Source organism: Streptomyces sp. H27-D2, assembly GCF_035828615.1.
GTDB lineage: Bacteria > Actinomycetota > Actinomycetes > Streptomycetales > Streptomycetaceae > Streptomyces.
In genome coordinates, this window is record NZ_JAYMZR010000006.1 from 127,560 (window position 1) to 140,827 (window position 13,268).

Genomic DNA, 13,268 nt, shown 5'->3' on the forward strand with positions numbered 1-13,268 from the left:
GCGTACGACGTATGGACGGACCGTGACCACGGTGGAAAGCTCGGGGTACCGCAGGTGTCGACGTGGAGGCGAGACACATGGGCGACAGGACGCATGCACGTTCAGGGGCCGCCGGAAGGGCAGCTACGGCCGACCAGCCCGCAGCGCTGCGAAATGTGGTGCTGGTCGGCCACAGCGGGTCGGGGAAGACGACTCTCGTGGAGGCGCTCGCGCTGGCCACCGGGGCGGTCAACCGGGCCGGCCGGGTCGAGGAGGGAGGCTGCCTATCGGACTACGACGAGATCGAGCACCGGCAGCAGCGCTCGGTACAGCTCTCACTGGTCCCAGTCCAGTGGGGGGACATCAAAATCAATCTGCTGGACACTCCCGGATACGCCGACTTCGTCGGGGAGTTGAGGGCCGGTCTGCGGGCAGCGGACGCGGCCCTCTTCGTCGTCTCGGCCTCGGACGGGGTGGACGGCGCGACCCGCATGGTGTGGGAGGAGTGCGCGGCCGTCGGCATGCCCCGGGCCCTGGTGGTGACCCACCTGGAAGCCGCCCGCGCCGACTTCGACGAGATGACCGCGATCTGCCGCCGCGTGTTCGGCGGCGACGACCCGGACGCCGTACTCCCGCTCTATCTGCCGCTGCACGGCGAACAGGGCCCGGACGGCCACGCGCCGGTCGCGGGGCTCATCGGTCTGCTGTCCCAGCAGATCTACGACTACTCCTCGGGCGTGCGCACCGAGGCCGCGCCCGACCCCGAGCACCTCCCGCTGATCCAGGAGGCCCGCGACCGGCTGATCGAGGGGATCATCGCCGGGAGCGAGGACGAGAGCCTGATGGACCGCTATCTGGCGGGCGAGGAGATCGGCCTCAAGACCCTGGTCGAGGACCTGGAGAAGGCCGTCGCGCGCGGCGCCTTCCACCCGGTGCTGGCCGCCGCGCCCGCCGCCGAGGGGTCACGGCAGGGGCTGGGCACCGTCGAGCTGCTGGAGCTGATCACCGGCGGCTTCCCCACCCCGCTGGAGCGCGAGGCGCCGATGGTCACCACCCCGCAGGGCAGGCCGCGGGAGGCGCTGACCTGCGACCCGGACGGGCCGCTCGCCGCGGAGATCGTCAAGACCTCCTCCGACCCCTACGTCGGCCGGATCAGCCTGGTGCGGGTCTTCTCCGGCACGCTGCGCCCCGACGAGGTCGTGCACGTCTCCGGGCACGGGCTGGCGGACCGGGGCCATGAGGACCACGACGTCGACGAGCGGATCGGCGCGCTCTCCTCGCCCTTCGGCAAACAGCAGCGCACCCTCTCCCGTGCCATCGCGGGCGACCTCGCCTGCGTCGCCAAGCTGAGCCGCGCGGAGACCGGAGACACCCTGTCCGCGAAGAGCGATCCGCTGCTCATGGAGCCGTGGATCATGCCCGACCCGCTGCTGCCGGTGGCGATCAGGGCGCACAGCAAACCGGACGAGGACAAGCTCTCGCAGGGCCTGGGCCGGCTGGTCGCCGAGGACCCGACGATGCGGCTGGAGCAGAACCCGGCCACCCATCAGGTGGTGCTCTGGTGCCTCGGCGAGGCCCATGTCGACGTCGCCCTCGACCGGCTGCGCAGCCGCTACGGGGTGCAGGTCGACGCGGTGCCGTACAAGGTGTCGCTGCGGGAGACCTTCGGGGCGAAGGCCGCGGGGCGCGGCCGGCACGTCAAGCAGTCCGGCGGGCACGGCCAGTTCGCGATCTGCGAGATCGAGGTGGAGCCGCTGCCGCAGGGGTCGGGGGTCGAGTTCGTCGACAAGGTGGTCGGCGGGTCGGTCCCCCGGCAGTTCATCCCGTCCGTGGAGAAGGGGGTACGGGCCCAGGCGGCCCGCGGCGTCGCGGCCGGATACCCGCTGGTGGACGTACGGATCACGCTGCTCGACGGCAAGGCGCACTCGGTGGACTCCTCCGACGCCGCCTTCCAGACCGCCGGCGGCCTCGCACTGCGGGAGGCCGCCGGGCAGGCCCGTATCCATCTGCTCGAACCGGTCGCCGAGGTACGGGTGCTGGTGGCGGACGAGTACGTCGGAGCGGTGCTGAGCGACCTCTCGGGGCGGCGCGGCCGGGTGGTCGGCACCGAACAGGCGGGGGCGGGGCGCACGCTCGTACGGGCGGAGATCCCGGAGATCGAGATCAGCCGGTACCCGGTCGACCTGCCCTCCCTCTCGCACGGAACGGGCCGCTTCAGCCGCTCGTACTGCGGGCATCAGCCGATGCCGCCGCAGCTCGCGGCCGAGGTCCGCGAACAGCACGATAGCGCCACATAGAAGCACAGGCCGCCCGCCCCCACCGCCCCGGGGGCGGGCGGCTTTCGGTCCGGCGGCGACAGCGGCACCGCACCGCGGATACGCTGAGCACGAAGCTCAGAACATATGCCAGGAGCCGTAGTTGGGAAAAGGCCGCAGCATCGAGTATGAGCGGCATTGGGGGCGGTAATGGCTAAGGACGACTTCGACTTCAGTCCCGGAGCGCAGGTTCCGCTCTCCGGATCCGCCGGCCAGACCGCCGCCACCCAGGCGCTCGCCTCGGCCGCGTACCGCGACAGTGCCCTCACGGATCTGCTCAAAGCCGACTCCGACTGGCACAAGTCGCAGATCAAGCCGCCGAAACTGTCCATCTTCGAGCCGAACCTCGGCGAGGCGTACTCCAGAGCCGTGCAGGTGCGCATGCTCGGCGGCGCCCGCAAGGCCCTGGTGCAGTCCTTCGGCATCGAGCCCCAGACCGTCGTCGAGCACTGCCTGGCCGCCAACCGCATCCGCAAGGAGCGGGACACCCGGCTCACCATCGTGATGGGGCTCTTCGGGCTGCTGTTCCTGCCCGGCGTGCTGCTCTGGCTCGCCGTCTTCCAGCTGCAGAAGTCGCTCAAGGCGGTGTCGGACAAGCGGGCCGGGGCGCTGGGCATGGCCCTGATGGTGGCGCTCGGCGGACTGCTCGTGCTCTTCCTGGTCAAGCTGCCGTTCACCGGCTTCTGGGCGCTCTACCTGCGGGCCGTGCTGGTCGTTCCGGTGATCGGCTGGTGGTGGGCCAAGCAGATCTGCGAGCGGACCGAGAAGGACCTCAGGGAGCGCTGGAGCGGGCTGCTCACCGGCGGCGGGGTGGGCGCGAAGATCCCCGAGGCGGTGCCCCGCAACCCCAACGAGACCAGCGCGGAACAACTGCGCCAAGGGCTCGCGAAGCTCACCGCGGAGCAGCACAGCAACAGCGTCTTCTACGCCGGCCCCAAGGGGATACTGGGCATGGGCACCCGCTGGGGCAGCTGGCAGCTCGCCGAGGAGCTGGTGCAGCGCGACCCGGCCAAGGAGATCAACCCGTTCCGCAGCTGGGACGTCATACGCGCGGTCCACGACCAGCTGCGGCTGCTGGAGCGCGGCCCGCTGCACACCGGCGGCTTCCCCACCCCGTCCGTACGCCACTGGGTGGTCGTGCCGGTGGGCGAGGGAGCGACGGAAGTCGCCCGGCCCGGCGGCTCGGAGGGCGACGCCTTCCAGATAAAGGGCGCCGAGATCCAGCGGATCTGCAACGAGCAGCAGTTCGGCAGCGGCAACCGGCACTACCTCGGGGTGCAGTTCGTGCTCTGGGACGGCCAGTTGGTCATCACGCTGCTCATCACCGTGACCGTGCTGCACCACACGCTGCGGATCGAGGTGACCGGGCACGCGCTGGGCCCGGTGCATCCGCTGTTCACCACCAAGCCGAAGGCGAAGACCAAGGAGATCTCCAAGAGCGTCAGGTTCTGGGAGACCAAGACCAAGACGCTGCCGCTGGTGGAGGTCAAGGACGTCGTCCGGCTGGCGGCGCGCGCGCCGCTCACCTGGTTCCCCCCGGTGCTCGACTTCTTCGGCGGCAAGCTCTCGCTCCCCGAGCCCTTCGGGCTGCGGCACGCCTGGGCGGACAAGCCCTGGCGGCACCGCTTCATGGCGGACGACGCGCTGCGCGCGGCCACGCCGGTGCTGCGGGTGGTGCACGACGCGGCGCTGCGGGTGCTGGCGGAGAACGGCGTGGACACGGAGAAGTTCGGCAACCGCTCGTCGATGCTCAGCGGCATGGTGCAGGACCCCATGCCGCGAAAGGCGGACATGTACGACGCGTAGTGGCTGGCCGCCGGCTGATCGGGGGTGCCTGTCCAGTGGACTGGGGTGCCGCCCGGTGGACGGGTGTCCTCAAGCGCCGGACGGGCTAAATTTTCAGCCCGTCCGGCGCTTGAGGACAGCGCGGCCGAAGGCCGCGTACCCGGGAGGCAGCTCCCGGGTCAAGGCGCTAGCGCAGCGTCCACGCGTCGGCGAGCATCTGGCGGGTGTCGGCCAGCAGTTGCGGCAGCACCTTGGTATTGCCGACGACCGGCATGAAGTTGGTGTCCCCGCCCCAGCGCGGCACCACATGCTGGTGCAGATGCGCGGCGATCCCCGCGCCGGCCGCGCTGCCCTGGTTGAGCCCGATGTTGAAGCCGTGCGCCCCGGACGCCAGGCGCAGCGCCGTCATCGCCTGCTTGGTGAGCTCGGCGAGCTCCAGCGTCTCCGGCCCGTCCAGCTCGGTGTAGTCCGCGACGTGCCGGAACGGGACGACCATCAGGTGGCCGCCGTTGTACGGGTACAGGTTCAGCACCGCGTAGACGTGCTCGCCGCGCGCGATCACCAGCCCGTCCTCGTCCGATTTCGCCGGGATCGAGCAGAACGGACAGCCGTCGTCGGCCCCCGGGCCGCTCGGCTTGTTCTCCCCCTGGATGTACGCCATCCGGTGGGGTGTCCACAGGCGCTGGAAGGCGTCCTGTGTCCCGACTCCGATCTGCTGCTCCGGCTCAGTCGTCATGTGGGTCAGCATATTCCTCAGCTCGGCACGGGATGCGGCGAGGGGCGGCCCCGGCTGGGACCGCCCCTCGTGACACCCGCTCGCGCGGGTTCCGTGTCGCCGTCCGCCGTCTTCGGCCGGTGGCGTCCGGCTCGCCCCCGCGGCGGCGGGGACGGTGGGTCACACCTGGATGCGGCGCTCCACGGCGTCGGCGATCTCGTCGAGCGCCTGGTCGCGCGGCACGCCGTTCTTCTGGGTGCCGTCGCGGTAGCGGAAGCTCACCGCGCCGTTGGCGACGTCGTCGTCACCCGCGATGACCATGTACGGCACCTTCGACTTCTGGGCGTTCCTGATCTTCTTCTGCATCCGGTCCGAGGAGGAGTCCACCTCGAAGCGCAGGCCCCGCTTCTTGGCCTGAGCGGCGAATTCCTGGAGGTAGGGCACGTGGGCGTCCCCGATCGGGATGCCGGTCGCCTGCACCGGGGCCAGCCAGACCGGGAAGGCGCCCGCGTAGTGCTCCAGCAGCACCGCGAAGAACCGCTCGATGGAACCGAACAGCGCGCGGTGGATCATCACCGGCTGCTGCTTGGAGCCGTCGGCCGAGGTGTACTGGAGGTCGAAGCGCTCCGGCAGGTTGAAGTCGACCTGGATGGTCGACATCTGCCAGGTGCGGCCGATCGCGTCCTTCGCCTGAACGGAGATCTTCGGGCCGTAGAAGGCCGCGCCGCCCGGGTCCATGACCAGGTCCAGGCCCTGCTTCTCGGCCGCTGTGCGCAGGGTCTCGGTGGCCTCGTCCCAGGTCTCGTCCGAGCCGATGGACTTCTCCGGGTTCTTGGTGGACAGCTCCAGGTAGAAGTCCTCCAGCCCGTAGTCGCGCAACAGCTCCAGCACGAAGGTGAGGGTCGTGTCGAGCTCGTCGGCCATCTGCTCCTTGGTGCAGTAGATGTGCGCGTCGTCCTGGGTGAAGCCGCGGGCGCGGGTCAGGCCGTGCACCACGCCGGACTTCTCGTAACGGTAGACGGTGCCGAACTCGAACAATCTCAACGGCAGTTCGCGGTAGGACCGGCCGCGGGCGTCGAAGATCAGGTTGTGCATGGGGCAGTTCATGGGCTTCAGGTAGTAGTCCTGGCCCCCGTCGAGCTGCATGGGCGGGTACATGCCGTCGGCGTACCAGTCCAGGTGGCCGGACTTCTCGTAGAGCTTCCCGTTGGTCGCGTGCGGGGTGTAGACGAACTCGTAGTCCGCCTGCTCGTGTCGCTTGCGGGAGTAGTCCTCCATGACCCGGCGGATGACTCCGCCCTTGGGGTGGAACACCGCGAGGCCGGAGCCGATGTCGTCCGGGATGGAGAACAGGTCCAGCTCGGAGCCGAGCTTGCGGTGGTCGCGCTTCTCGGCCTCGGCGAGGAATTCGAGGTGCGCCTTGAGCTCTTCCTTGGTCGGCCACGCGGTGCCGTAGATCCGCTGGAGCTGCTTGTTCTTCTCGCTGCCGCGCCAGTAGGCGGCGGCGGAGCGCATCAGCTTGAAGACCGGGATGGCACGGGTGCTCGGCAGGTGCGGGCCTCGGCAGAGGTCCTTCCAGCACAGCTCGCCGGTCTTCGGGTCGAGGTTGTCGTAGATGCTCAGCTCGCCGCCGCCCACCTCGACGTCCGATCCGTCGTCGGCGGAGGCCGCGCCCTTGAGGCCGATCAGCTCCAGCTTGTACGGCTCGGCCGCGAGCTCCTCGCGGGCCTCGTCGTCGCTCACCACGCGGCGGGAGAAGCGCTGGCCGCGCTTCTGGATCTCCTGCATCTTCTTCTCGACGCGCTTGAGGTCGTCCGGGTGGAACGGGGTCTCGACGTCGAAGTCGTAGTAGAAGCCGTCCTTGATGGGCGGGCCGATGCCGAGCTTGGCCGCCGGGAACAGCTCCTGCACGGCCTGCGCCAGCACATGCGCGGTGGAGTGCCGCAGGATGTTCAGGCCGTCCTGCGAGGTGATCTCGACGGGCTCGACCTCGTCGCCGTCCGCCAGCTCGTACGCGAGGTCCCTGAGCTCCGCGTCGGCGCCGGAGCCGACGCGGGCCGCGACGATGGCGCGCTCGCCCTCGAAGAGTCCGCCGGCCGTAGTGCCCGTGGTCACCACGCGTTCCTCCCGCTCAACGGAATCGCGTTTGATGGTCACACGGACGTCTGACACCGGTATCTCCTGAACCTTCGGATCACGACAGCGGACGCTGCGCGCCTGAATCGTACCGAGACGACGGGCCGCATCGCGAAACGGTTGTCCGCCCGCCGCCCCGCACCGCTCCGGCCGGCCGCTGTCGTGCCCCTGCCGCCGCCCCTTTCGGAGCGCGTACCGCCTCCTCCTCCCGGCTACGTCCCGCCGCACGCCTCCTCGAAGAAGTCGAGGTTCTCGTGCAGCGACTTGAGCAGCCGGTCGCGCTCGGCGTCGTCCACCTGGACCGGGGTGACCCCGGTGGCCCCGGTGATCCGGCGGAAGCCGCCCCTGCTCTCCAGTCTGCCGCTCACCCGGATCGGCAGGCCGACGAGATGGGCGTTGCCGGCGATGCGGTACGAGTCCTCGTCGAGGGCGACCCGCACCTGCGCCACGTCCGCGCCTGCCAGCACCCGCAGCCGCGCCGCGCCCGGCCCGCCGGGCTGCTCGCGGCGCAGCCGCACCACGGTGCCGGTGATCCGCACCGGCAGCGACGGCTCGTCCCGTACGTAGCGCTCCGCCGCCTGCTGGAGGGCCGGCAGGTCGCCCGGGGAGAACTCGACGGGCTCCGGCCGGCCGGCGAACCCCTTCGGCGCACCGGCCGCGGGCGACCACTCCAGCGCGACCCGTATCCCCTCGGTGCCGCGGACCAGCCCGATGAGCGACTCGACCAGCTCATGGCAGACGCCCAGCTCCACGGCCGCCTCGAACGCCTCCATGCCGCCGGTGGCGCGCTGGTAGTCGGTGGCGTCGCGGGCCGCGTGCAGCGCCCGTTGCAGCGTGGTGACGGCCGAGCGGCCGCCCGCCACCGGGATGTACGCGGTGAGTTGCCGGCCGCCGGGCGCGGGCCCGACCAGCACCCGGTCCAGGAACGCCTCGGCCTGTTTGCGGTGCCGGGCGCCGTAGTAGCCCGCCCGGCCGTGCGTCCCGAGCACGCCCGCCAGCAGCATCGCGCGTGCCCCCGCGCGCAACTGCTCCTGCGCCGTCCAGACCGCCGCGCCCGCCGCGGCGTCCGGCACCTCGCGCCGCCAGCGGATCTCGTCGCTGGGCACCGCGAGCCCCACCAGCACCTCCCGCGCAGACGGGCTCGCGCTGCGCGTCAGCGCGGTGAGCGCTTCGGCCAGCAGGTCGACGCTGTCGGGCAGCGCGCGGCTCTGCGGCACCAGCAGGCTGGTGGTGCCCTCGGCGGCGCCGGGCGGGGTCCAGCGCGCGTAGCGGCCCGCCATCCCGCCCCTGCGCCGCCAGCCGTGCCGGGCGAGCAGCGCGGTGAGCACCGCGGGGTCCAGCTGCCCCGGGTCGGGTGGCTCGGGATCGTGGTCGTCGTTCGGCAGGTGCATCAGGGTCTCCCTCCCGCCCCGACCCGCGTCATGATCTCGCAGAGTGCCCGGTCGTCGAAGAACCGGGAGGTCGGGATCCGCACAGTGGTCCTGCGCCTGCCGGTCACCGGGTGCCCGGCCAGGTTGGTCCAGTAGCAGCAGTGCCTCAGTTCAAGACTGTCGTGGCCCGCCCGCAGCCATTCCTCCTGGTCGCGCGGCACCAGCATCACGACCAGGATCTTGTGCACCGAGACCGGACTGCGGGCGAGCTTCGTCAAGTGATCGTTGTCGATCGTGAAGCCGAAGGTCTGCCCCGCCGGGTGCGGCGCGATCTGGTACGTGCACTTGAGCTGCACCTTGATCGTCACTTCGTCGTCGACCGCGTGGCCCGGCGCGCTGTGGTTCACATGCCAGTCGATTCCGTAGTCCGGGAAGGGCTGGGCGAGCGAGCATCCGGCGGCGGCCGCGACCGCGTGCAGATAGCCCACCTGCAAGGTCTCCATGCAGGCGGTGGTAGCGAGTGCGCCGCGCAGCGGTGAGGCCCGCCCGGGCAGCAGCCCGCCCGGTTCGGGCTGCGCGAGCGCCATCTTTGAAACGCCTTTCGAGCCGAGCTGATTTCCGTACAACTGTCTTGTCTCCGCACAGGGTTGCCGTCAAACGGCCGCCGCGCGGCGGGACGGTTCGGCGGCTCCCCGGTCCGGGTATCACCAGGTCGGGCGGGGCATAGGCCATCTGCCCCGCGAGCGCGAGGAGTTGTGGACATGACGTGCTGGTTCGAGGGACCGCTTGCTTCGTTCGACACCGAAACCACAGGAATAGATGTGGAGCACGACCGCATCGTGTCCGCCGCACTCGTCGTACAGGACGCGCCGGAGGCGACGCCGCGCGCCGTCCGCTGGCTGGTGAGCCCCGGCGTCGAGGTGCCCGAGGGCGCGACCGCCGTCCACGGTCTGACCGGACCGCACCTGCGGCGGCACGGCAGGTGGCCGGCGCCGGTGATGGAGGAGATCGCACGGGCGCTGGCCGACCATTCGTCGGCGGGCACTCCGCTGGTCATCATGAACGCCCCCTTCGATCTCACCCTGCTGGACCGGGAGTTGAAGCGACACCGGGCGGCCTCCCTCAGTCACTACCTCGGCGGCCACTCGCTCTGCGTGCTGGACCCGCGGGTGCTCGACAGGCAGCTGGACCGCTACCGCAAGGGCCGGCGCACCCTCACCGATCTGTGCGCGCACTACGGCGCGGAGCTGACCGGCGCGCACGACGCCGCCGCCGACGCGACCGCCGCGATGGAGGTCGTACGAGCCGTGGGCCGCCGCTTCGCGGCGCGGCTGGAGCGCCTGAGCCCCGCCGAACTGCACACCCTGCAGGCCGTATGGCACGCGGCGCAGGCGCGCGGCCTCCAGGCGTGGTTCGCGCGCAACGGCTCGGACGAGGCATGCGACCCCGCGTGGCCGCTGCGCCCCGCACTGACCGCCGCCGCCTGAAGACGCCGTCGCAACACCAGAGACGGCGGAGGGGCGCCCCGGAGCCTTCGGGCTTCGGGCTTCGGAGCCGCAACGAAAGAGGCCGGTCGCTGCGTTGGCAGCTGACCGGCCTCATGAGGTGGGCGATACTGGTTTCGAACCAGTGACCTCTTCGGTGTGAACGAAGCGCTCTCCCACTGAGCTAATCGCCCGAGCATTCCTCGGGACTCCCCTCGGAACGCACCGAACAATACAGCCCGCGACGCGCTTCCTTCAAACCGCGTCGCGGTCCGGTGGCGCGGTGGCCAGCAGCGACCGCAGACCGCGTCGCCCGGCCCGCATCATCAGCACGTGGTTGGCGAGGAATACGGGGCGGGCGGGCAGCGCGAGCCGCCGCATCAGCGGCTTGCGGACCTCCACCTCCTGCTCGTAGAGCGCGCGGGCGCCCGCGCCGCGCGGCAGCACGGTCCAGCGCGCCCAGCCCAGCAGGTCACCGCTCATCGCGATCTCCAGCACGCCGGTCGCCGGATCACGGCGCTGCTCGCGGGCGGTCACGACCAGTTCGTACGGGAGCGCCGAGCGGAAGCGCGCCGAACCGGTCCGCTCGTCGATCCGGCTCACCGAACGCACCTGCGGCCACCACAGCGGGTACTCCTCGGCCCGCTCCAGCACCGCGAAGACGGCTTCCGGCGTGGCGTCGACGTCCCACACACTGCGAAAGCGGTATCGGCTCCAGTCCACGACCACCAGTCTCCTCCTCGGCTCCCCGCCGATCCACGCGCGGCACGATGGGACGGACGGAGCCGGCCGGACCCCGACACCAGCGGGCGGGCCGCCCGCTGGACAGCACGGCACGAGGCGGAACGGACAGCACGGCACGAGGCGGGAACGGAACACTCCCCTCCGCTCCCTCCCGACGTACTCAGCCCCGACCTGAGTATCCGGCCCCATCCCCCGGGGAGAGGCCGAGGCGCACACTCCACGGCATGAAGTTCGCCACACCCGTCGAAGAGCTGCGGCACCTCGATCACACCCTGGCCCGGCTCGACGCGGACAGGGCGAGACTCCTGGCCCGCCGCGCCCAGTTGATCGCCATGCTGCGGGCACACCCCGCGCCCGGCGCCCGCTGGGGCCCGCCACCGCGCCCGGCACAGCAAGCGCGCCGGGCCTACGCGGGACCGCCGGGACCGGCCGTACCCCCGGCGCCGCCCTGGCCCGGAGCGGCGTCCGCACCGGGCCCCGACACCTCCCCGCCCAGCGCGCAGAACGTCCTGCTGACGCTCGGCGGCGCCCTGTTGGCCATCGCCGCGATCGCCTTCCTGCTCGTCAGCTGGGGTCACCTGGGCATCGGCGGCCGAGCCGCCGTGCTCGGCGCGGTGACCCTCGCGGCGATGGGCGCCCCGGTGCTGCTGCTGCGCCGCGCGCTCACCGCGACCGCCGAGACCGTGGCCTGCGTGGGCCTGGTCCTGCTGGCGCTGGACGCCTACGCGCTGCACCGCGTGGCGCTGCCGGAGGCGGACGGGCCGGGCTACGCGGCGGTGGCGAGCGCCATCGTGGCCGCGATCTGGGCGGCGTACGGCCTGACCGTGCGGGAGTTGCGGCTGCCGCTCCCCGCAGCCGTGGGCATCGCCCAACTCCCGCTGTTCCTCTGGGCCGCGTCGGTGTCGGCCGGCCCCTTCGGCTTCGGCACGGTACTGCTCGGCACCGCCGCCCTCGACACCGCGCTCGCCCTCCGGGGCAGCAATACGGCGCTGCGGCTGACCGCGGCCGGCGGTACCGCGCTCACCGGCTCGTTCGGGCTGCTGACGGCCGTCGGCCTGTCCGTGACCACCGACGACCCGGTGCCCGCCGCGCAGGCCGCCGCGCTGCTCTGCGGCAGCGCCGCCGTCGCGCTGTACGCCGCCCACTGGACCGCCTCCCGCACCCGCTCGCTCACCCTGGCCGCGAGCCCGGCCGCGCTCGCCGGGCTCGCTCTGGTGATCGCGCCGGGCGGCATGCTGCGGCTCGGACTCCCGGCCGGGTGGACCGTGTTCGGGTATCTGCTGTGCGGCTGCGCGCTGCTGGCCCTCGCGGGCGCCGGGCTGCCGCGCCCGTTCCCGGCCGGACTGGCCGCCGCCGCCGCGCTGGTGCACGCCTGCGCGCTGCTCTGGACGCTGCCCACGCTGGCGACGGCCGTGCTGGGGCCGGTCGGCTGGGCCGGCTCGGTGTGGTCGGGCGCGCCCGAGAGCGCGCGTCGGGCCCTGGGCCCGGACTTCTCCTGGACGGGCGGCACCGCGACCCCGGTGGTGCTCGCCGTCGTGGCGGCCGCGGTGCTCGCGGCGAGCCGCCGGCCCGAGCTCCGCACCTGGCGCGTCCCGGCCGAGCGCGGCGCCCTCGTCCTCGGCTGCGCCGCGAGCGCGACGCTGCCGGTCGCGCTCGATCTCGCCTACCCGATAGCGGTACTGCTCCTGGTCGCCGTCGCCTCGGTGCTGCTGCTGGCCACGGCGACGCTGCGGACCGACCCGATCGCGCTCACGGCGCTGCTCTGCGCGTGCGTCGTCGCGCTGACCGCCATCCACTGGGCGCTGGCCGAGCAGACGATGACGCTGATCGTCCTCGGCGCGCTGCTCGCCACATTCACCGGCGCCGCCGTGGCCGCGCAGGGCCGGGTACACCGCTCCGTCGCCGCGTGCGCCGCCGTCCTGTGCGGCACCGCGCTCGCGGTCGCCGGCCCCGCCGCGCTCGATCTGCCCGCCCACCACATCGCGTTCGTCGTGCTCGCCGTCGTGTCGGCGACCGCGTTGGCCGCCGCCCGGCTGCGCGCGCACCCGACGGGGCTGCCGGTCGAGTGCGCGGGCTACCCCGGTGCGGCCCTCGCGATCGGACTCACCGCGAGCCACCCGGCCACCCTCGCACTGGCCCTCGGCTGGTGCGGCGTGCTCGCGGCGGGCATCGCGCTGCGCCCCGACCGCAGGCCCGCGGCCTACGCGGCGACCGCGCTGTTCGTACTCGCCGCCTGGGTCCGGCTGGCGGCGTCCGGCGTCGAGGTCCCGGAGGCGTACACGCTGCCCATCAGCATCCCGGCGCTGGCCATCGGCTTCCTGCGCCGCCGCCGCGACCCGAGCGCCTCGTCGTGGGCCGCGTACGGACCCGGCCTCGCGGTGACCCTCGCGCCGTCCCTGATCGCCGCTTGGGGCGACTCGCACTGGCTCCGCCCGCTGCTGCTGGGGCTCGCCGCGCTCGCCGTCACGCTGCTGGGCGCCCGCTGGCGGCTTCAGGCGCTGCTCGTGCTGGGCGGCGCGGCGCTCGGTCTGGACGCGCTGCACGAGCTCGCTCCGTACATCGTCCAGGTCGTCGGCGCGCTGCCCCGCTGGCTGCCCCCGGCGGTGGCCGGACTGCTGCTGCTGGGTTTGGGCGGGACGTCCGAGCAGCGGCTGCGCGAGGCCCGCCGGATGCGTGACGCGCTCGGTCGCATGCGCTGAGCCGCGGCTGCCGCCGAACGGGTGAAATATCGAAGGCACGG

General features: G+C 72.3%; 9 protein-coding genes and 1 tRNA gene. 4 read left to right on the forward strand and 6 right to left on the reverse strand.

The genetic code is table 11. The annotated features are described in order from the left end of the window. Positions 1-77 precede the first annotated feature (77 nt). Both QMK28_RS04510 and QMK28_RS04515 read left to right on the forward strand, forming a co-directional pair. The gene (locus tag QMK28_RS04510) at positions 78-2,276 is read left to right on the forward strand and encodes an elongation factor G-like protein EF-G2 (protein WP_326435652.1); all 2,199 of its coding nucleotides are present in this window, start codon (positions 78-80) and stop codon (positions 2,274-2,276) included. Positions 2,277-2,444: 168 nt separating this feature from the next. Continuing rightward, positions 2,445-4,100: a hypothetical protein gene (locus tag QMK28_RS04515; protein WP_326435653.1), complete on the forward strand. Its 1,656-nt coding sequence runs from the start codon at positions 2,445-2,447 to the stop codon at positions 4,098-4,100. A 166-nt stretch (positions 4,101-4,266) separates the two neighbouring features. Here QMK28_RS04515 and QMK28_RS04520 read toward each other — a convergent pair whose 3' ends face one another. From QMK28_RS04520 to QMK28_RS04535, 4 genes are all read right to left on the reverse strand, one after another. Beyond that, on the reverse strand, positions 4,267-4,827 hold the full coding sequence (locus tag QMK28_RS04520; RefSeq protein ID WP_326435654.1) for an HIT family protein: 561 nt from the start codon (positions 4,825-4,827) through the stop codon (positions 4,267-4,269). 147 nt (positions 4,828-4,974) lie between these two features. Further along, complete coding sequence (gene thrS / locus QMK28_RS04525; RefSeq protein ID WP_326435655.1) at positions 4,975-6,966, reverse strand: threonine--tRNA ligase; 1,992 nt, start codon at positions 6,964-6,966, stop codon at positions 4,975-4,977. 176 nt (positions 6,967-7,142) lie between these two features. Beyond that, a complete protein-coding gene (locus QMK28_RS04530) occupies positions 7,143-8,321 on the reverse strand; it encodes a hypothetical protein (protein ID WP_326435656.1) in 1,179 nt (392 codons plus the stop codon). Then, a complete protein-coding gene (locus tag QMK28_RS04535) occupies positions 8,321-8,887 on the reverse strand; it encodes a DUF4365 domain-containing protein (protein WP_326435657.1) in 567 nt (188 codons plus the stop codon). Before QMK28_RS04535 ends, QMK28_RS04530 begins: the two co-directional genes overlap by 1 nt. A 174-nt stretch (positions 8,888-9,061) precedes the next feature. On the opposite strand from QMK28_RS04535, the gene QMK28_RS04540 reads away from it, so the two are divergent. After that, on the forward strand, positions 9,062-9,787 hold the full coding sequence (locus QMK28_RS04540) for an exonuclease domain-containing protein (protein WP_326435658.1): 726 nt from the start codon (positions 9,062-9,064) through the stop codon (positions 9,785-9,787). 119 nt (positions 9,788-9,906) lie between these two features. On the opposite strand, the gene QMK28_RS04545 is transcribed toward QMK28_RS04540, so the two are convergent. Further along, positions 9,907-9,978: transfer RNA gene (locus tag QMK28_RS04545), tRNA-Val, on the reverse strand. Between the two features lie 61 nt (positions 9,979-10,039). After that, positions 10,040-10,507 (reverse strand): SRPBCC family protein, encoded by a 468-nt coding sequence (locus QMK28_RS04550; protein WP_326435659.1) that lies wholly within the window; start codon positions 10,505-10,507, stop codon positions 10,040-10,042. Between the two features lie 245 nt (positions 10,508-10,752). Here QMK28_RS04550 and QMK28_RS04555 point away from each other — a divergent pair, with 245 nt between their 5' ends. Then, the gene (locus QMK28_RS04555; protein ID WP_326435660.1) at positions 10,753-13,227 is read left to right on the forward strand and encodes an SCO7613 C-terminal domain-containing membrane protein; all 2,475 of its coding nucleotides are present in this window, start codon (positions 10,753-10,755) and stop codon (positions 13,225-13,227) included. Positions 13,228-13,268 lie beyond the last annotated feature (41 nt).